Raw genomic sequence first — 17878 nt, 5'->3', positions numbered from 1 at the left:
CGCGAAATGTAGCGTAGACTCTGCGAGTCCGCGTAGGGTCGCGTCTCGTTCGGACGGGCGCGGACTCGCAGAGTCCACGCTACACTCGTTCGATTCCCCTCTCCTTTGGAGAGGGGCCGGGGGGTGAGATTCCGGTTACTGCGTCGCTACCGCCGGCCAGCCTTCCTTGTCCCACGCCAGCTTTTCAATCCGCAGCTTGGGCCGGCCACGGTCCACGGCATCGTAGCCGTGGAACACGAGGTAATCGGTTTTATCGAAGGTATAGACCGAATTGTGGCCCACCCCAAACCACTTGCTGTCGCCGGCCAGCACCAGCGTGCCGCCGCCTTGCTCTAGCAGCAGGCCCGCGCGGTCCACGTACGGGCCGGTGATTTCCTTGGCCCGGCCCACCACCATTTTGTAGGTGCTTTGGGGGCCACGGCAGCAGTAGTCAAAGGAAGTGAAGAGGTAATAAAACCCGTCTTTCTGGAAGATGAACGGGGCTTCGATGGCGCCATCGCCGGGCAGGGAGTCGTTCAGCTTGGGGTCGCGGGGGCGGCGGGCCACGGTGCGCCACTGCTCGGGCTGGGCGGGCGCGGTGAGGTCGGGCTTGAGTTTCACCAGCTTCATGCCGCTCCAAAACGAGCCGAAGGTGAGCCAGGGCGTGCCCGCTTTGTCGCGGGCCAGGTTGGGGTCGATGGCGTTCCACATGTCGCGGCCGGGCACCGATTGGATGACCTTGCCTTGGTCTACCCACTTGAAGTCGGGGGATTTCGGGTCCAGGGTTTTGTTGGTGACTAAGCCAATGGCGGAGGTGTTTTTTCCAAACGCGGACACCGAATAAAACAGGCTGTACTGGCCGTTGGCGAAGGAAATATCGGGAGCCCAAATGTGCCCCTTAAAACTGGGAATGGCGGCCACCGCCCACGCGGGCGGTGCCGCAAACACCGGCTTTTGCGGGGTCCAAATCTTCATGTCGGGCGACGACCACACGGCGATGCCGTTGCCAGTGCAAAACATGTAGTACACCCCGTTCTGGCGAATCATCACCGGGTCGTGGGCCGGTGGGTTCGCCATCGGGCCCAAGGGCGGGCGGGCGGGCTGGGCCGTAGCCTTCATGCCAAGCGAGAGCAAGACCAGGATAATCAGTTTTTTCATGCCCACCGGGTAGCTTAAATTAACGATTGTGCAGTGCTTGTTGCCAAGGGTCGCGCCATGAGCGCGACCAAAGTTATAATATTTCACAATCGTTTGTGTAAATTATTTTTTATATTGCCTACATATTCTGGTAAGCAAGCCAGTTGGGGCTCCGGCTCCAAACTGAACCTGCCACGGACCAGCGCAACTGGTTGGCTGGGCTGTAAACGGTAGCAAAACCAAGGATGCACCGGCACTGGTTTCACGCCCGGCCGGGCGCTGGTACGTTGTTATAAGCTGAACCCTGCTGCCGAGGCTATTAATAAGTCGCAGTAGCTTTGTACTCCTTTTGGCATTCTTCACTTAATTAAAAAATGGCTGCACGTCGCACTTCAACGAAAGAACCCAACGCGGCCGGCAGCCCCGTTTCCATGGCCGATTTGGCCCGGGAGTTGGGGGTTTCCATGACCACGATTTCGCGGGCGTTGAGCGACCACCACAGCATTGGGCCGGCTACCAAGCAGGCCGTGCTCCGGTTGGCCAAGAAGCTCAATTACCAGCCCAACCACTTGGCCGCGGCGTTGCGCAAAGGCAAAAGCAAGCTGCTGGGCGTGATTGTGCCCTATATTGAAGGACGGTTTTTTGCCTCGGTGGTGCACGGCATCGAAACGGCGGCCAGCAAGGCCGGTTTCAGCGTCATTATCTGCCAGTCGGGCGAGGACGTCGCCCACGAGCGAAAGAACATCGAAACGCTGCTCAGCGCCCAGGTGGCCGGTATTCTGGTGTCGGTTTCGCTGACTACGCAGGATTTCCGGCACTTCGAAAAAGTGCGCAAGCACGGCGTGCCGCTGGTATTTTTCGACCGTTTGGTGGAGGGCGACAACGTGAATGCCGTGGTGCTGAACGACCGGGAGGGCGGCTACCTGGCCACCCGGCACCTGCTGGAGCAAGGCTGCCGCCGCGTGGCGCATTTTGCCGGCATGCAGCACCTCAACATCTACAAGAACCGCCGCCAGGGCTACCTCGACGCTTTGCAGAGCTACGACATTGCGCCCGATGAGAGCCTCATCATGGACTGCAACATGAGCCTGGAAAGCGGCGCCAACTGCATGGCCGCGCTGCTAGATTTGCCCAATCCACCCGATGCCGTGTTCTCGGCCGGCGACTCAGCGGTGCTGGGGGCGCTGCAGCTCCTGAAAAGCCGCGGCATCCGGGTGCCGCAGGACATTGCCCTAGCCGGCTTCAGCAACGAGGCCCTGACCCAAGTGGCCGAGCCCATGCTCACTTCCGTGGACCAGCGCTGCGAAGAAATGGGCCAAGCGGCCTTCCGGCTGTTTACCGAGTTGGTGGCGGCCGAGGGCACGGCGTTTTCGCAGCGGCAAGTGGTGTTGCAGCCGCAACTGTTTGTGCGGGCCTCGTCGTTGCGCCAGGATACGGTTTAAGAATCCGGCGGGGCGGCGGAAGGGCGCGGTGCTGGCGCTACTTTTGTTGCCATGACCGCCACCACGCCCCACCTGCCCACCATCGTTTTCCTCCACGGTTTTGCCGAAAGCCGGGAGGTGTGGACCGCCTTCACCCGTTCCTTCCCCGACGGCTACCGGCTGCTCACGCCCAACCTGCCGGGCCACGGCACCAACTTGGCGCCGGTGCCCGATTTTTCGATGGAAGCGCAGGCCCGTTACGTCATCGACTACCTCGGCCAGAAAGATTGTCCCAACCCCGTGCTGCTGGTGTGCCACAGCATGGGCGGCTACGTGGCCCTGGCCCTGGCCGAGCGCTGGCCCCAGCGGGTGGCCGGGCTGGCCCTCATCAATTCCTCAGCCCTGGCCGATACCGACGAAAAACGCCAGAACCGGGAGAAAAACATCAGTTTCGTGGAGCGGCACGGCGTGGCCAAGTTCATGGAATCGTTCGTGCGCCCCTTGTTTGCACCCACCAACCGCGACCGGCTGACCGATGCCCGGGCCCTGCTGGAAGAAATCGGCAAGGCCACGCCCGAAACCACCATCACGGGCGCGCTGCGCGGCATGGCCGCCCGCCCCGACCGCACCGCCGTGCTGGCCACCGCCAAATTCCCGGTGCTGATGGTAGCCGGCAAGCACGACGTGGCCGTGCATTTTGAGGACGCCGTGCGCCAGGCAGCCCTGCCCGCCGTGGCCCACGCGTTGTTTTTGGAAGGCAGCGGGCACCAATCCTACCTCGAGCAGGCTACTGAAACGCGCCGGGCCGTGCTGGCGCTGGCCGAAGCCGCTTTTGGTGCGTAGCCGCCGGCACTACTGAATCTTGAATGACGAGGGAATAACGTAAAAAACGCGCACCGGCCGCCCCTGATGCAGGGCCGGGGCCGTGGCGGCGGGCAACTGGCGGGCTGCTCGCAACACTTCCTCATCAAGGTCTAGGCCCGCACTGCCCACAATCTGCTTTTGCTCAATGGCCCCAGTTTCCGAAACTTCAAAATAGAGGTAAACCGTGCCCTGCTGCCGCTGGCGCAAGGCCGCTGACGGGTAGCGTATCTGCATTTGAAAATACGGAACCAAACCACTGGAGGAGGAGAGCTTAGCCAGCAGCGGCGCATCGTTTTGTCTCCGCTCGAAGAACACGTTGCGTTGCGCACGTAGCAGCGGTGCAAAATCAGGGAAGGTCGGCGCCTGCTCGGCATATGGAAACGGCTGGGCAACCAGAGGAGTGGCAAAGTCCAGAACCAAGCTGACCTTGGGGTTGCTGCTCTGCGGGTCGTTGGGGTCCGGGGTGCCCGGTTCCCAGGCGGGCATTCGAGCTTGCAAAAAGCTCATGGCCGTTTCCGCGGCGCGGGTCAGGGGGGATTTTATCAGTGTTGGCGATTCCAATAGTTTGAAATTGCGCGGAGTGCTCCCGTTGGCCAGCTCGAACTGCACCACCGCCCGGCCTTTGGGTGGTGGATTGATGAGCTGCGTGCTGCGATAAACGAGGGCACGGAGCGAATCGGGCCCGCCCGGGAAGCGTGGACCAGTGTAGACGGCTGAAGTAGACGCCGGTTGGGCGTGCGCGGTGGGCGCCACCGCTAGTAGCAGCACTAGCGAAGTGGTGAAGGTAATAAACAGGTGTTTCATGTGGATAGAAGGGGAGTTGGAGGCGCAAGCTACGCCCGAGAGGGCACGAAAAAGCCCAGCCTCTGGGAAGCCGGGCTTTTCGGTAAAGTCATTTCGAGCACGGGCTACGCCATGCCGGGGTTGCGGGGATTGGGAGAAGTGCCGGCGCTGGAAATGGTGCGTCCGTGGCCCGTTTCGCGGGTTTGGCCGGCCCAATCGGTGAGCAAATACACCACCAAAAACACCAGGCCCGCCGCCGCGAAAAGGTTGCGGGCCGTCTCGTTTTCATTGGCAAAGCCAAACAGCCACGGCGAAGCAACCAAGACCAAACCGCTCACCAGTTCCAGCTTGCCGTGCACCGGAAACGGTATCACCCGGGCCACGCCCAGGGGCATGTTGGTGAGCAGCGAAATCACGAGGTAGCCGCCGGCCAGTACGTAGCAAGCCGTGGCATAGGCCCCGCCTAAGTTGAATAAGGTGGGCGCGAGGGCAAAAAACGCACACACCAAATAGTCGAGCACACCGTGCATCGTGGGCGATATGGGTTTCATGACAAGGGTAAATAAAGGGTTGAAAGAGGGCCCTTTTTACGTTTTTACGCGGCGAAATGATATAGCCGAGCTGCCCCAAATCCCGCTGGGCTGCGCTATACCAGCCCGCTCAGGCGCTCGAAGCCGGTGCCCAGAATGGCTGCCTCATCGGCTTCCAGCCAGTCTTTGAGGATGCTGGCGTAAATGCTGCGGAAATCAACTTGGTGGCGCAAGTCGCCTTGGTCGAGATTGGCCAGGTCGGGGGCGGCGTTGAGGACGCCTTTTTTACGAAGCTTCCCGCCAAGTAGCAGCACGGGGTTGGCGGTGCCGTGGTCGGTGCCGTGGCTGGCGTTTTCCTGCACGCGGCGGCCAAACTCGGAAAACACCAGTACCAGCGTGTTTTCCCACTGGTTGTGCTGCTGCAAGTCCTTGGCCAGGGCGGCCAGCCCATCGCCCAGGTCGGTGAAAAGGCGTTGTTGCTGCTCCCGTTGCCGCACGTGGGTATCGAACCCCGACAGCGCCAAGTAGTACACCCGCGACTCGACGCCGGCGCTAATAAGCTCGGCCGTCGTTTTAAGGCTTTTGCCAAAATCTGAGTTGGGGTAGGCCACAGCCGAGTGGTGGCCGCTCGATTTGCGGTACAGGTAATCGGCGGCCGAAGTCGTTTCGGCCAAGGTCTTGTAGAGGTAATCGACCTGACTGTGGTGGCCCGGTGCGGTATGCTGGCTCACCTGGGCCAGCCGGCGGTTCTGAGTGAGCTGGTGAAACTTGCCGGCGTTTTTCAGGGCGAGGCCTTTGCGGGTGCTGCCTTTCATTGCCAAGCTCAGCGTATCGTCAATTTCCAGAGCGTTGTACGGCTGCTGGCACGCCGGACAAGCCGAATCGAGGTAACGGCCCAGCCAGCCGGTGCTCACGCTTTGGTCGGCGCCGGAGCCGCTTTGCCAGATATCCATCGACCGGAAGTGCGACCGGTCCGGGTTGGGGTAGCCCACCGAATTGAGGATGGCCAGCTGTCCTTGGTCGTATAGCCCTTTCAGTCCGGCCAGGGCGGGGTGCAGTCCCAGGTCCTGCTCCAACGCCAGAATGCCGTCGGTTTCTCGGATGCCCAGCGTGGGCCGGGCGCGGTAATACAGGTCGTTTTTATAGGGAATAACCATATTCAGGCCGTCGTTGCCGCCGCTCAGCTGCACCACAATGAGCCGCCGCGCGCCGGGCGCATCGCCCAGGCGTGCCAGGCCCGGCCCCCGGTCCAGGGCGTGCAGGAATTTGGGCACCAGCAGCAAGGAGCTGGCCAACGCAGAAGTCCGAATAAAATCGCGGCGGGTGGAGGACATGTTGGAATGATGAAGGAGATTCGCAATTACGAAAGCTGGTATTCCGGCAGACTCAACAAGCTGAGCAGCAGGCTACGCAAGGCATCGGCCGGTGCTTGCCCCGCGGCGGCTTGTTGCGCCGCCAGCAGGTTTTCGGGCCGAATGGGGGCTTGCAGCAGGAATTCGCTCAGCCTGGCGGGCTGCTGGGCGGCGGGAATCGGGGCCAGAACTGGGCGCAGCGCGGTTAGCGGCAGCTGCGCCCCCACGCCCGGGCGCAGGGTGCGCTCGGCCCGGCCCAGGTTGGGCGCGAGGTCGTTTTCGTCCTGTTTGAGGGCCACCGCAAATTCGGCCTGGCGAAAAAGGACGGCCGGCAGCTGCAGGCGCAGCAGCAGCGACGAGGAGTCAATCCAGCTGCGGCCGCCGGGCCAGCCCGCCACGTTCGGTGGCTGAAACAAGGTTTGGCCCAGGGCTTTCTGGTACCCCAGCAGGGGCCGGGCGTTTTCCAGCTGCAGGCCCAGCGTGCGGCGGATGCCGGCCAGCAGTTCCACCGGCGACTTGATGTGCGTGCCCACGTTGGCCGGTTCGTAAAACCAATCGGCCAAAAACAGCCGTTCCATCAGGTCGGCGATGTCGTAGCCGCTGTGGCGGAAGGCCGCGGCCAACGGGGCAATGTGCCGGTCATTGGGCACCTCGTTCACGAAAAACCGGTAGATTTTGGTGACCAGAAACGTGGCTGCGGCTGGCTGTTGTAGCAGGAGCTGGAGAACTTCCTCGCCCGTGAACGCGCCGGTGTGGCCGAGGATGGTTTTGGGCCCCGCGTCGTGGGTTCGCTCCCGAAACACAAAGTTGTTTTCCCCGTCGTACCCCCAGCCGGTGAAGGCGCGGGCAGCCTCCTTCACGTCCTGTTCGGTATAGTTGCCCCGGCCCAGGGTGAACAGTTCCATCACCTCGCGGGCAAAGTTTTCGTTGGGGCGGGCCTTGCGGTTCTGCTGGTTGTTCAGAAACTGGAGCATGGCCGGCTCCCGGCTCACCGCCAGCAGCAGGTCCGGGAATTTGTCCAGGGCATGGCGATGCATGGTGTTGTGCAGGCTGAGCGCAGCCGCGGGCTGGCGCACCCGGCAGGCAAAGTGCCCGTGCCAAAACAGCGTCATCTTTTCGCGCAGCTGGGCCGGCGAGGCGGCCATGCGTTCCATCCATGCCGTGCTCAGGTTCGCGTAGGCTTCCCGCAGGTCCGTGTTTTGGCGCTTGCGCTGCTCGGGCGTGAGGGCCGCCCGGCGCAAGCGGGGCGGGCGGGCGGCGTTGGGTTTCGTTGGTAGTTCGCCCGATGCAACACGTTGGCCGGTTGCGGATTCAATTATCATCTGCTCGTCGCCGATGGCAGCGTTCAGGCCAGGAATTATCAGCGGCTCCCCTTGCTGCGAATCGTGCAGCAGCTGCCGCAGGGCCTGGCGGGGGCTAAGGCCGGCGGCCACGTCCTGCGGCCGGGGCCCAAAACCGGCCCGCCAATACAAGTGCTGAAGTTGCTGGTTGCTGCTCATGCGCCTTCTGACGCCAAACCGCCGCGCAGGTTTAACCGCGCCGGCCCGCCGTCGGAAGTCCAGCTTTCCCGTTTGCGCTTAAAACCGGGCGCCCAGCACCACCGTTTTTTTGTATTCCCGCTTCTCCCCGCCGTTGGTCCGGAAAAGCTCGACCAGGAAAACGTAGTAGCCCACGCTGGCTTTGCGGCCTTTCTCATCGATGCCGTCCCACTGGAAAAAGCCCGTGGTGGGCACCGTTTCGTTGCGCACAAGCCGGCGCGTGAGGTGGCCCAGGGCGTCGTATACCGTGACGGACGCGGCATAGCCGGGCTGGTCGAGGTGGAAGTTGAGGGTAGCGAAATCCTGCTGGCCGTCGTCGTCGGGCGTAAAGACTTCGGGCGTCAGGGTGAGCTCCTGGTTGCCGCCGGGCGCATCCTGGGCCTGCGAGTTGGCAGTGCCGGGCGTCGCGTAGCCCACCGCACCGGCCGCCGAGTGGAAGTTGCTGCCCGTAGTAGCCCCCGCTGCCCGAATGCGCTCCAGCGACACACCGTCCTGCGTAGCCAGCAGGCTCAGGTGCAGGGCGTCGCTGTACGCAAACCGGTCAATTTCGAGGCCGCGGCTGTTGAATATCTGCGCCGTGCTCTCGTTCGGGAATGAGGGGAAGCTGGCCAATTGCACCAAGTTGGCGGCGGTAGTGCTGGTGGGGTATTGCAGCAAAAGGTTGTCGCTATTGGTGCTGAAAGCCAGCAGCTGGCCGGGCGCTAACACCAGCGGCTCGTTGCTCAGCACGTCGGTATCCACGCTGCCGTCGGCTCGCAGGTTGCCAATTTGCCAGCCTTGCAGGTCGATGAACTTGGTGCTGCGGTTCAGCAACTCAATGAACCGCACGGCGCCCACGCGGGGGTTAAATAGGAGTTCATTGATGACCACATCGCCGCTCACGGCTACTTCGGGCAAGGCAAAAGTGGCCGATTGCAACGGCCCGCTGGCGTTGCCCACGCAGTCGGTGGCTACCTGCACGGCCAGGGTGCTGGCCCGGCTGGCCAGCAGCGGCGCTGCCAACGTCAGGTCGACCTGCCGGAAATCGGGTGCTACGGGCACCACCCGGATGATGCCCGGGCCGGACGCTCCCAGCGAGTAGTGGCTGGCAATGGACGCCGTTGTGCTGTCCAGCTTCTCCGAAAAGTACACCCGGACGGTGGTGGCATTCAGGGCCACGGCGCGGAGCAGGGTGGGCGGCGTGGCGTCGGGCCGGGCGGCCCGCACCGAGTTGGCCTTGCCGGGGGTGCCACCGCTGGCATCGGTGCTGGCCAGCCAATTGTCGGCCCCGGCGCAGAAGTTGTTCACGTCTATCATCTCCAGGCTCCAGCCACCTTCTTTCTTTTGGGAGTCGCGGTACCATTCATCCGAGTACGTGACCTCGAACAGGGTGCGGCCGTCGCGGCCGCGCAGCACCAGCTGGTCACCGCCGTTGTTGAGCGCGGGGAAATTGGTGGGCCCGTACACTTTGCCGTAACCGGCAAACTGCGGTACCCGCGTGCTGCCGCACACAATGGCGTACTGGCCGGGCAGCAGCCGGGCGGTATCGGGCAAAATAGCGGCCGAGCTGCTGCCCGGCTTGCTCAGGCGCACGCCGCCCAGGCTGATAACCTTGGTGCTGCGGTTGTGGATTTCCACGTATTCTGACAGCGGCAGCCCCACCTGGGGCGTTTCGTCGGCGAAGATTTCGGTGATAATCAAATCGCCAACCTGCGGCGTGGCGGGTGGGGCCGAAAAAGTGGCCCGCAGGGGGCCTGCCGCCACATTGCCGTACAAGTCGGCCACATTGCGGACTTCCAGTGTGTTTTGGGCGGCCACGTCGGCCGCGAACGTGAGGCGCACCACGGCCGGGTTGGTGGCCAGCACCTGGGCCGTGGTGGGCACGGCGCCGCTTTGCAGCCGGTAGTTGGCCGGCATGGTGGCGCTGGCCGGGTCCACGGCTTCGTTGAAGCCGGCGTCAATCTGGCGGGAGCTCAGAGGCACAGCGCGGGCAAGCAGCGGCGCGGTGGCGTCGGTCACAGCAAAGTCATCGAAGTAGAAACTGCGGTTGTTGGCCGACGAGTAGAGTAGGGAAACACCCAGGGCCACGCTCTGCTGGTAGGTGGCGTCGATGGGCTGCGCGGCCTCCGCCACAAAGTTGCGGCCGCCGGTGAGGTCGCGTTCCAGGGTCCAGCGGCTGTCGGTGGTGCGGGTCACACGCACACGCACGAGGTTATTGCTGGCGCTCGCTAGCGTCCCATCCAAGCCGTCGATGACCAGCACCGCGGAGCGGGTCGAGTCCTTGCGGAACAAGCTCACTTCATCGGCCGTGCCACCGAGGCGGATGTAATAGCCCGAGTTTTGGGTACTGCGCAGGTCTTCCTGCGAGGCCATCAACCATACATCGGCCAGGTTGCCGGAGCTGGTGGCCAAGCGCAGGTTGGCCCAAAACTCCCACACGGTGCCCGTGCTGGCCTGGCTGGGAGTGCTGAGCTGCAACGCGGTACCCGTCACGGCGGGGCCGTTGCTTTGCAGTTGCTGGTTTGTAACCTGGAAACTTCCGGCATCGCCTCTCCAGGTAGGATTGGTGGTGAAATCACCGTCGGCAAATGTCTCGGCCAACTGGGCCGAGGCCAGGAAGGGTAGGAAAGTGAAGAGTAAAAGGAGTCGCTTCATTGATGGGCACAGGTATTAGCAGTGCCCAATGTAAGCCCTTATTAATGATATTGTATTATTTTGTTGCGCTCTGGGGCCACGCGCGGGGTTTTATGGGGTTTTAAGCGAAAGCCCGGCGCGTGGCGTACGGAAATTATGAGCACCAACGCTTACCCTCCTAGCCCGTGGCGACTCTGGCGGTTTTTCCATTCGGTGGCCGTTTCCGGATAGGGTTTGGGAGATATCGGGAATACAATGGCTTTGATTTCCGGGTACTCCCAGTTCAGGCGCTGCGCCACATTTTGCGGATTGCCCTTGGGGGTGGGGGCCAGCAAAACCACGGGCAGCTGGTGCAGGGCCAGGTTTTCGCTGAGGTAGGTGCGCAACTGGGCATAGTCGGGAGCCCCGTCCTGCGCCAGCAGCGGGCTGGCAATCCAGTCGGCGTAGGCCACGCCCGGAAACTGCTGCATCAGTGAATCAGCGGCAACCGGCGTCCAAACCCAAACGGCGTTGATGACTTGCTCCTTGCGGAAGGCCCTGACCATCTCCTTCCAGGCCTGCCGGTAAGCAGCGGCGTTGGGCGCCTGCAAAATAGGCCGCAGCATCACCGGCCCGGGAATTTGGCTTATCTGTTGGGCCAAGTGCTGCCAGTACGCCTTTTGGTCTGTGGCGGACGTGCGCGCCGTCCAGGTGAGCAAGGGCACGCGGCGGCGCTGCACCAAGCTGTCGACTTGCGCCGGCAATGGCCCGGTGAGGGTCGGAGCAGGGATGGTGAGCGCGGCAATATCGTATTCCGAAGCTTCCGGCGTTTCAGTCCACAAGCCTACCAAGGTAGCCGAACCGTGTTTTTCAAAGGGCGTGATGGCCTGGCCCAGGCGCAACGTGTGCGTGCCCGTCAGCATCCATTCGGGGGGGACCCGTGCCAGCCAGGATTCGCGCGCATAGGAATAGGAGCCGACCAGCGCCAAGCCGCTCAGCGCCACCAGCGGGCCGAAGCGGCGCAGGCGCGGCACCAGCGCGTGCACCACACCAGCCTGCACCTGATGCAGGCCCAGCACCACCCCACGAAACGGCTTAGCCGCCATATCCTCGATAAAGTTGCGCAGCACCTGGTGCTGCCCCATAAACGTGGCCGCCAGCAGAATGACTACGTTCAGCAAAGCCAGCAGCACCATGGTGTTGGTGTAAGGTCCGTAGGCAACCAAGCGACCGTATTTGCAGGCGCCTAGCAGGATGGCGACCAGCAGCAGGTTGGGCAGCACCAGGAGCCATTCGTTGCCCCAGCGGCCCTCTTTGGGCGTGGGCAAATAGGGCACGCGCACGCCCACCACCGCATACACAAACCCAAGTGCATACACCCACCACGAGCCGATGCGCAGGAACCCGCCCGCCAGATGCAGGCCGCCCTCGCCGGGCTCGCGCAGCCAGCGCTGGGCGTAGCACCGGATAAGGAGCGACATGCCCATGAGCGGCAGCGCGTGCACGGCCAAGTCGCTCACCTTTACCAGCCAGGGAAATTGGCTGAGGCCCAGCGATAACACCGGCAAGCTCAGGTCAATCAGGGCAATCACGCCGGAAAAGAAGTACAGCGGCAACAGCAGGTAGTGCAGCCGCTGCGGCCAGGAAAAACGGCCCAGCAGCTTGGGGTAAACGCGAAAAAGCAGGTCGAAAGCTCCGCGCGACCATTTGAGCTGCTGCGAATAAAAGGCGGCCAAGGACGCCGGCACCAACCCTCGGCTCACCACTTTCGGCACGTACACCGACTGCCACCCTTCGGCGTGCAGGCGCATGGCCGTGTGCATGTCTTCGGTGAGGCCAGGGGCGTGCCCGCCAATGGAGTCGAGCGCCACGCGGCGGAACGTGCAGTTGGCCCCGATGGCCTGCACCGTGCCGTAGCCGTTCATGCCCATCATCAGCGGGCCGTAGAAATGGTAGGTTTGCTCGGCGGCGCCTTTTGCCACCAAGCTTTCCTGCTGGTTGCCATAGGCTTGCACTACCTGCACGAAACCTACCCGCTCATCTTCGAAATACGGCATCACTTCGTCGAGGAAGTTGGGCGTGGGCACGTGGTCGGGGTCGAGCACGACACAGAACTCGCCGGTGGCCTGGCGCAGGGCGTTGTTGATGTTGCCGGCTTTGGCATTTTTTTTCTCCGTCCGGGTCACGTGTACCACGCCCAAGCGGGCGCAGGCCGCGCGCAGCACCGGGTCGTTGCCCTCGTCGCAGAGGTAGCTCGTGTGCGGGTACCGGATGGCTTGCATCGCCTCCAAGGTCCGGATAATCATGGCGTGGGGTTCGCCGGGGCAGGCCGTCGTGAGAACGTCCACGCGGCGCAGGTTTGCCGTATACGTGGGCGGCACGGGCTCTTGCACTTGCACGTAGTGCACCCATTCGTGCAGCATCTTCAGGAGTTTGAACCCCAGCGAAACCGCGAGCAGCCAGAAAAGCGGCGCGTAGCCCATCCGCAGGGTCGTGAAGAACCACCACAAAAAATGGAGCATGCACAGGAAGCCCACCGCCACAAGCCAGCGCATGGACGTAAGACCGGCAACCTTGCGAAAACGAACCTTATATGATAATCCCGAGGCGTGAGCAGGCTCAGTTTCCGAGGTATTTAATACAGTAGTAAGAGGCATATAGAGAACACATACAGCAATTGAATAGTATATTATTTTTCATATAGATAGTTGTTATATTAAAAGTGGCTTGACTGGGCTGTCAGAAGTCAAACAACACCCAGTACTATAAAATTGTGCTTATGGTTAGGGATTTACGATGATTTTTTTTGCAAAAACTAATTTAGTGCCCTGCAAAGGCCTATAGAACAGAACCTTCAAAAAATAAAAATATTTAGTGTTCTGTTTACGTATAGAGCCTGGGTGTAATGCCCTTCTGATTGTAGTGTCTGAACCAGAATAAGGGAAGATGAAATTGATTTGAAAAATATAAAAAATAAAATATTATAATGATTGTTTTTAACTCGGTAAATAGCCGTTTCAATGAATGTGGGCCTACTATCGGCGGTGCTTGGCTACGGGCGCTGGCAGCAGCATGCGTGCTATTATTCAGCTCCTGCAACGAGGCCAAGCCGCCGATTGCGGAGCGGTACTCTGCTGGCCCGAATGCCAAGCCGGAGAGCGTGATTGAGGTTAAAGTGGACACAACGGCCCACGGCTTTCGCTTGCTGCGCGGCGGGCAGCCCTATTTTTTGCGCGGTGGCGGCGGCCTGCAACAGTACAGCCAGCTGCGTGCCGCCGGCGGCAACACGGTGCGGCTGTGGAGCGCCGACTACGCGGGTCCGTTGCTGGACGAAGCCCACCGCCACGGCCTCACTGTGATGCTGGGCCTGTGGGTGGATGGCGAAAACCAACACTTCAGCTACTACGACCCCGCCATGGTACAAGACCAGCTGGCCCGCATCCGGGAACAGGTGCTGCGCTACCGCCACCACCCGGCGCTGCTCATGTGGAACATAGGCAACGAGGTGGAGCTTAAGGCGAAAGGGCCGCGCCTGTTTGAAGCCCTCAAAGACATTGCCCACCTGGTTCACGAGCTCGACCCTTACCATCCAGTTACCATTTCCATGACGGCTAATCTGGCACCTTATACCGACTACCTCAAGGTATTGGCGCCGGAGATAGACATCCTGTCCCTGAACGTGTACGGGCAACTGGGAAAATTGCCAGCCTTGGTGCGGGCCAGCGGCTGGCGGGGGCCGTACATCGTGACGGAATACGGTGGCCGGGGGCACTGGGAATCGGACTCCACGGCCTGGAAAGTGGCGCTGGAGCAGACCAGCAGTGCCAAAGCCGAGTTCATGAGCACCCGCTACCGCCAAACCATTGCCGTGGACACCGCGCGTTGCCTGGGTAGCTACGTGTTTTTCTGGGGTACTAAATTCGAATACACGCCCACGTGGTTCAGCCTGTTCGAGCCGACGGGCGAGAAAACCGAGATGGTGGACGAGCTGCATTTGCTCTGGCGCAAGCAATATCCCGCCAATCGGGCGCCGCACCTCACCGAGCTGCGGCTGGCGGGCTACCCACCCGGCGACGATGTTCAACTGCAGGCGGGCCAGGAATACCCAGCCGTCGTTACTGTCACCGACCCCGAAGGCGATTCCCTTACCACGCGCTGGGAAGTGCTGCCGGAGATGCGGCTCGGGGCTACAGGCAAAGAAAAAGAGTCGCCGCTGGAGCCGGTAATAGGCTGCGTGCTCCGCGCCGAAGGCCGCCAAGCCACCATCCGCACGCCTACAAAGCCGGGTACTTACCGCTTGTACGTGCGCGTGTTTGACGGGCACGGTAGCGTCGGCACTGCCAATATTCCCATGTTGGTGCGGCGAGGCGCCACTCCGGTGTCGGCTGTTTCCGGTTCGAAGTGACGGCGCGGGTCATGTTTTCAGGTACTATCTCCGTGGCTTTACCGCTCGTTTCGGAATAATTGCCTGACGGGCGCGCAGTCCGGCTGTGTCGCCATGGGCGGCGAGGTGAGATTTAGAGGGCCATAATTACTTGTTTGTTGGCGACCTTTGCAGGGCGCGGCGCGCTGGATTACCGCGTCTTATTTCCCCAATTCCATGAAACTTGCTATTGTGGGTGCCACCGGCCTGGTGGGCACCGAACTGCTGAAAGTACTGGCCGAGCGCCAGTTTCCCTTAACCGAATTGCTGCCCGTGGCTTCGGCCAAATCGGTGGGCCAACTGGTGGAATTCCGGGGCAAACAATACCCCGTGGTGAGCATGGACGACGCCATTGCGGCCCGGCCCGAAATTGCCATTTTCTCGGCGGGCGGTTCGGTTTCCAAAGAGCACGCCCCGCGCTTTGCCGCCGCGGGCACCACCGTTATCGACAACTCTTCGGCCTGGCGGATGGACCCCACCAAGAAGCTGGTGGTGCCTGAGCTAAACGCCTTCACCCTCACGGCCGAAGACAAGATTATTGCCAATCCCAACTGCTCCACCATTCAGCTGGTGGTGGCCCTCAACGAACTGCACAAGGTGTACCAGGTGCAGCGCATTGTAGTCAGCACCTACCAAAGCGTGACCGGCACCGGCAAAAAAGCCGTGGACCAACTCCTGGAAGAGCGCGCCGGCCAAACCGCCAGCAACCCCGCCTACCCGCACCCCATCGACCTGAACGTGCTGCCCCACATCGACGTGTTCGAGGACAACGGCTACACCAAGGAGGAGATGAAAATGGTGAACGAGACCAAGAAAATCATGGGCGACGACAGCATCCGCGTCACGGCCACCTGCGTGCGCATTCCGGTGATGGGCGGCCACTCCGAGGCCCTGAACGTGGAGTTTGCCCGCGAGTTTGAGTTGGACGATGTGCGCGCCATTCTGGCCCGCACGCCCGGCGTGGAACTGGTCGACGACCCCTCGCAAAACCGCTACCCCATGCCCAAAGACAGCCACGGCAAAGACGCCGTGCTGGTGGGCCGCCTGCGCCGCGACGAAACCCAGCCCCGCACCCTCAACCTGTGGGTGGTGGCCGACAACCTGCGCAAAGGCGCGGCCACCAACGCCGTGCAAATTGCCGAGTACCTGGTGCGCGAAATGGTGCCTGCCAGCCACTAGCAGCTACTTCGCGCAACCGGCGTTGACGAACATTGAAAGCCTGTTCGAAGTAGACGGGCGGACGCATTCCGAACCGTTTTTATGCGCTGTTTCCTGCTGATATGGTTTGTGATGGTGGCGGGGGCGGCGTTGGCGCAGGCTCCCGCCATCCTGCGTGGCCAAGTGCTTGATGCCGAAACGCACCAGCCCATTCCCAACGCCCAGGTGGGTGTGGCCGGCAACCGCATCGGTACCAGCACGAACGAAGACGGGCGCTTTGCGCTGCGCGTGCCGCCGGAATACCAGCGCGAGCAGTTGGAAGTAGCGCTGCTCGGCTACCGCAAATTCACCCAGGCGCTGCCGCCGTTGCCGGGCCCAGAGCTTCGCATCGAGCTGCGCATTATCCCGGCCGCGCTGGGCGAAGTGCAGGTAACGGCCTCGGTGGTGGGCATTGTGCGGGAGGCAGTGGCCCGCATTCCGCGCAATTTTCCCCGGCAGCCCACGCGCCTCACGGGCTTTTACCGCGAGTCGGATAACGACCCTGCCGGCCGGCCGCGCTACCTGGTAGAAGGGCTGCTGACGGTGTTTAAGGAACCGTACCAGCAGCGCACCAGCGAGGGCGCCGTGCAGATTAAGCAGTCGCGCAAAGTGGACCTGCGGCCCGCCGGCCCGGTGCGGATTGACTGGGCCGGTGGCCCGTTTATCGCGCATCTGGCAGATTTTGTGCACAGCCGGTCTCAGTTTATTGACCCCGCTCAGTTCCGGCATTACGACTACCGCCTGGCGTCCGGCAGCACCTTCGCCGGCCGGCCGGTGTACATCGTCGTGTTTGGGCCGCGGCCCGGCAACCGCCGTGCGCACTTTGCGGGTCGGATGTACATCGACCAGGACACCTATGCCTTCCTCGGGGCCGAGTGGCACTACACGCCGGCCGGCCTGCGCAGTCGAATTCATGTTGCCGATGCCCGGGCGTTGCGCGTAGCCTACCAGCCCTACGCCGGGCGCTGGCACCTCAAAACGGTGTGGTGGCAAACCAAATACAACCCGCCGGTAGGCCCGCCATTGCTCTATTTCGGCGAGTTCCTGACCACGGCCATCGACACGGCTCAAGCAGCCCCAGCGCCTACTTACCTGGAGCGGGCGCAGTACCGCGACGTATTTCTGCACAACGCCGTGCCTTATGATTCAGCTTTTTGGCAAAGCCAAACCACGCTGTTGCGCTCCGAAGCCGTGCAAAAAGCCCTGCTCGACCAGCAGCGCCAGCAGCGGGCCGATTCTATCTTTAAACAACCCGCCGCTGGCGCCCCCCTACCTGCCGCCGCGCCCGCGTCTCCGCAATCCGTTCCGCTGCCTCCAAAGCCGGCCCTGCAGTGGCTGCGGCGCATCCGCTACGGGGCCGCGGTGGGGGCGTGGCCCGTTGCTGCTTCGGCGGGGCAGGTGGCGGCTGCTTTTGCGCCGGTCGGGGCGGTGTTTCGGGCAGATGGCAGCACCCGCGTAGCCGCCCGGCAAGTTGTGGGCTGGTGGAGCGCTGAGTACGAGGTTGACATCGCAAAGGGGGTGGCCGGGCGCTTGGCTACGCGGCAGCTATTCGGGCAGTTTTCCGGCGCGGGCTGGGAGGCCGGCCTGAGCTACCAGCACAACTTGGCTCCGCGCCACCGGCCCATTTTTGGCCGGGCCGGCTTGGCCTACACCCGCCAAACGGAGGCCCGCGCGGTGGGCGAATTTACCAATTCCACTGGCCCGTTGCGGGTGGGCGGCACTCGCCTGAACGCCGACGAGTTGAGCTTGCGCGTGCAGTCAATGACCGATGCCATCCAGCACAAACTAGGCTTGGGGGTGGAATTAAGCCATAAAGTCGAGTTGTTGGCCGACGTGGGGTACCTCTTGCCGCTCCGCACGCGCACCCAGTTGCAAGTGGACGAGGAGAGTGGGTTTTTCCTAACGCGGCGCTCGGCCGTCGTCAATTTGCCGAGCGCCGACGTAAGCCTGCGGGTGAACGACCAACTGGCTACCGCCCTGCCGTGGCGGCAGCGGCGGTGGCTACTCAGCTTCGGCCTGTTGTATCGGCTGTTTTGAGCGCCTAGCGGGTGGTTCGTTTGGT

The 17878-nt window shown here is 62.2% G+C and carries 12 protein-coding genes; 5 read left to right on the top strand and 7 right to left on the bottom strand.

Annotated elements, in window-relative coordinates; all coding sequences use genetic code 11:
- Positions 1-135: 135 nt before the first annotated feature.
- Positions 136-1137, bottom strand: coding sequence for an arabinan endo-1,5-alpha-L-arabinosidase (locus tag I2I05_RS14090; RefSeq protein ID WP_196282909.1), 1002 nt, complete (start codon positions 1135-1137; stop codon positions 136-138).
- A gap of 353 nt (positions 1138-1490) precedes the next feature.
- Here I2I05_RS14090 and I2I05_RS14085 point away from each other — a divergent pair, with 353 nt between their 5' ends.
- Complete coding sequence (locus I2I05_RS14085; RefSeq protein ID WP_196282908.1) at positions 1491-2558, top strand: LacI family DNA-binding transcriptional regulator; 1068 nt, start codon at positions 1491-1493, stop codon at positions 2556-2558.
- Positions 2559-2609: 51 nt separating this feature from the next.
- On the top strand, positions 2610-3380 hold the full coding sequence (locus I2I05_RS14080) for an alpha/beta fold hydrolase (protein ID WP_196282907.1): 771 nt from the start codon (positions 2610-2612) through the stop codon (positions 3378-3380).
- A 9-nt stretch (positions 3381-3389) separates the two neighbouring features.
- On the opposite strand, the gene I2I05_RS14075 is transcribed toward I2I05_RS14080, so the two are convergent.
- The 6 genes from I2I05_RS14075 to I2I05_RS14050 form a co-directional block, all read right to left on the bottom strand.
- A complete protein-coding gene (locus tag I2I05_RS14075) occupies positions 3390-4205 on the bottom strand; it encodes an energy transducer TonB (RefSeq protein WP_196282906.1) in 816 nt (271 codons plus the stop codon).
- Between the two features lie 104 nt (positions 4206-4309).
- Entirely contained in the window at positions 4310-4735 is a 426-nt protein-coding gene (locus I2I05_RS14070; protein ID WP_196282905.1) for an SPW repeat domain-containing protein, read from the bottom strand.
- Positions 4736-4830: 95 nt separating this feature from the next.
- Positions 4831-6048: a DUF1501 domain-containing protein gene (locus tag I2I05_RS14065; RefSeq protein ID WP_196282904.1), complete on the bottom strand. Its 1218-nt coding sequence runs from the start codon at positions 6046-6048 to the stop codon at positions 4831-4833.
- Between the two features lie 26 nt (positions 6049-6074).
- Positions 6075-7565, bottom strand: coding sequence for a DUF1800 domain-containing protein (locus tag I2I05_RS14060; RefSeq protein ID WP_196282903.1), 1491 nt, complete (start codon positions 7563-7565; stop codon positions 6075-6077).
- Between the two features lie 78 nt (positions 7566-7643).
- Entirely contained in the window at positions 7644-10238 is a 2595-nt protein-coding gene (locus tag I2I05_RS14055; protein WP_196282902.1) for a lamin tail domain-containing protein, read from the bottom strand.
- A 149-nt stretch (positions 10239-10387) separates the two neighbouring features.
- Positions 10388-12751 (bottom strand): glycosyltransferase, encoded by a 2364-nt coding sequence (locus I2I05_RS14050; RefSeq protein WP_230688340.1) that lies wholly within the window; start codon positions 12749-12751, stop codon positions 10388-10390.
- Between the two features lie 521 nt (positions 12752-13272).
- Here I2I05_RS14050 and I2I05_RS14045 point away from each other — a divergent pair.
- The 3 genes from I2I05_RS14045 (at position 13273) to I2I05_RS14035 (ending at position 17853) form a co-directional block, all read left to right on the top strand.
- Positions 13273-14601 (top strand): glycoside hydrolase family 2 TIM barrel-domain containing protein, encoded by a 1329-nt coding sequence (locus I2I05_RS14045; RefSeq protein WP_196282901.1) that lies wholly within the window; start codon positions 13273-13275, stop codon positions 14599-14601.
- Between the two features lie 195 nt (positions 14602-14796).
- The gene (locus I2I05_RS14040) at positions 14797-15798 is read left to right on the top strand and encodes an aspartate-semialdehyde dehydrogenase (protein WP_196282900.1); all 1002 of its coding nucleotides are present in this window, start codon (positions 14797-14799) and stop codon (positions 15796-15798) included.
- An 81-nt stretch (positions 15799-15879) separates the two neighbouring features.
- Entirely contained in the window at positions 15880-17853 is a 1974-nt protein-coding gene (locus I2I05_RS14035) for a carboxypeptidase-like regulatory domain-containing protein (protein WP_196282899.1), read from the top strand.
- Positions 17854-17878: the final 25 nt, after the last annotated feature.

Source organism: Hymenobacter jeongseonensis (assembly GCF_015694725.1).
In the GTDB taxonomy this organism is placed as follows: Bacteria; Bacteroidota; Bacteroidia; order Cytophagales; family Hymenobacteraceae; genus Hymenobacter; species Hymenobacter jeongseonensis.
Note: the sequence above shows the minus strand (reverse complement) of the source record. Positions and strands in the feature narration are given on the sequence as shown.

Coding starts and splice junctions, on each gene's coding strand:
- I2I05_RS14085 (WP_196282908.1), top strand. CDS start 1,491: ATGGCTGCACGTCGCACTTCAACGAAAGAACCCAACGCGGCCGGCAGC.
- I2I05_RS14075 (WP_196282906.1), bottom strand. CDS start 4,205: ATGAAACACCTGTTTATTACCTTCACCACTTCGCTAGTGCTGCTACTA.
- I2I05_RS14055 (WP_196282902.1), bottom strand. CDS start 10,238: ATGAAGCGACTCCTTTTACTCTTCACTTTCCTACCCTTCCTGGCCTCG.
- I2I05_RS14080 (WP_196282907.1), top strand. CDS start 2,610: ATGACCGCCACCACGCCCCACCTGCCCACCATCGTTTTCCTCCACGGT.
- I2I05_RS14050 (WP_230688340.1), bottom strand. CDS start 12,751: ATGCGCTGGCTTGTGGCGGTGGGCTTCCTGTGCATGCTCCATTTTTTG.
- I2I05_RS14040 (WP_196282900.1), top strand. CDS start 14,797: ATGAAACTTGCTATTGTGGGTGCCACCGGCCTGGTGGGCACCGAACTG.
- I2I05_RS14065 (WP_196282904.1), bottom strand. CDS start 6,048: ATGTCCTCCACCCGCCGCGATTTTATTCGGACTTCTGCGTTGGCCAGC.
- I2I05_RS14090 (WP_196282909.1), bottom strand. CDS start 1,137: ATGAAAAAACTGATTATCCTGGTCTTGCTCTCGCTTGGCATGAAGGCT.
- I2I05_RS14070 (WP_196282905.1), bottom strand. CDS start 4,735: ATGAAACCCATATCGCCCACGATGCACGGTGTGCTCGACTATTTGGTG.
- I2I05_RS14060 (WP_196282903.1), bottom strand. CDS start 7,565: ATGAGCAGCAACCAGCAACTTCAGCACTTGTATTGGCGGGCCGGTTTT.
- I2I05_RS14035 (WP_196282899.1), top strand. CDS start 15,880: ATGCGCTGTTTCCTGCTGATATGGTTTGTGATGGTGGCGGGGGCGGCG.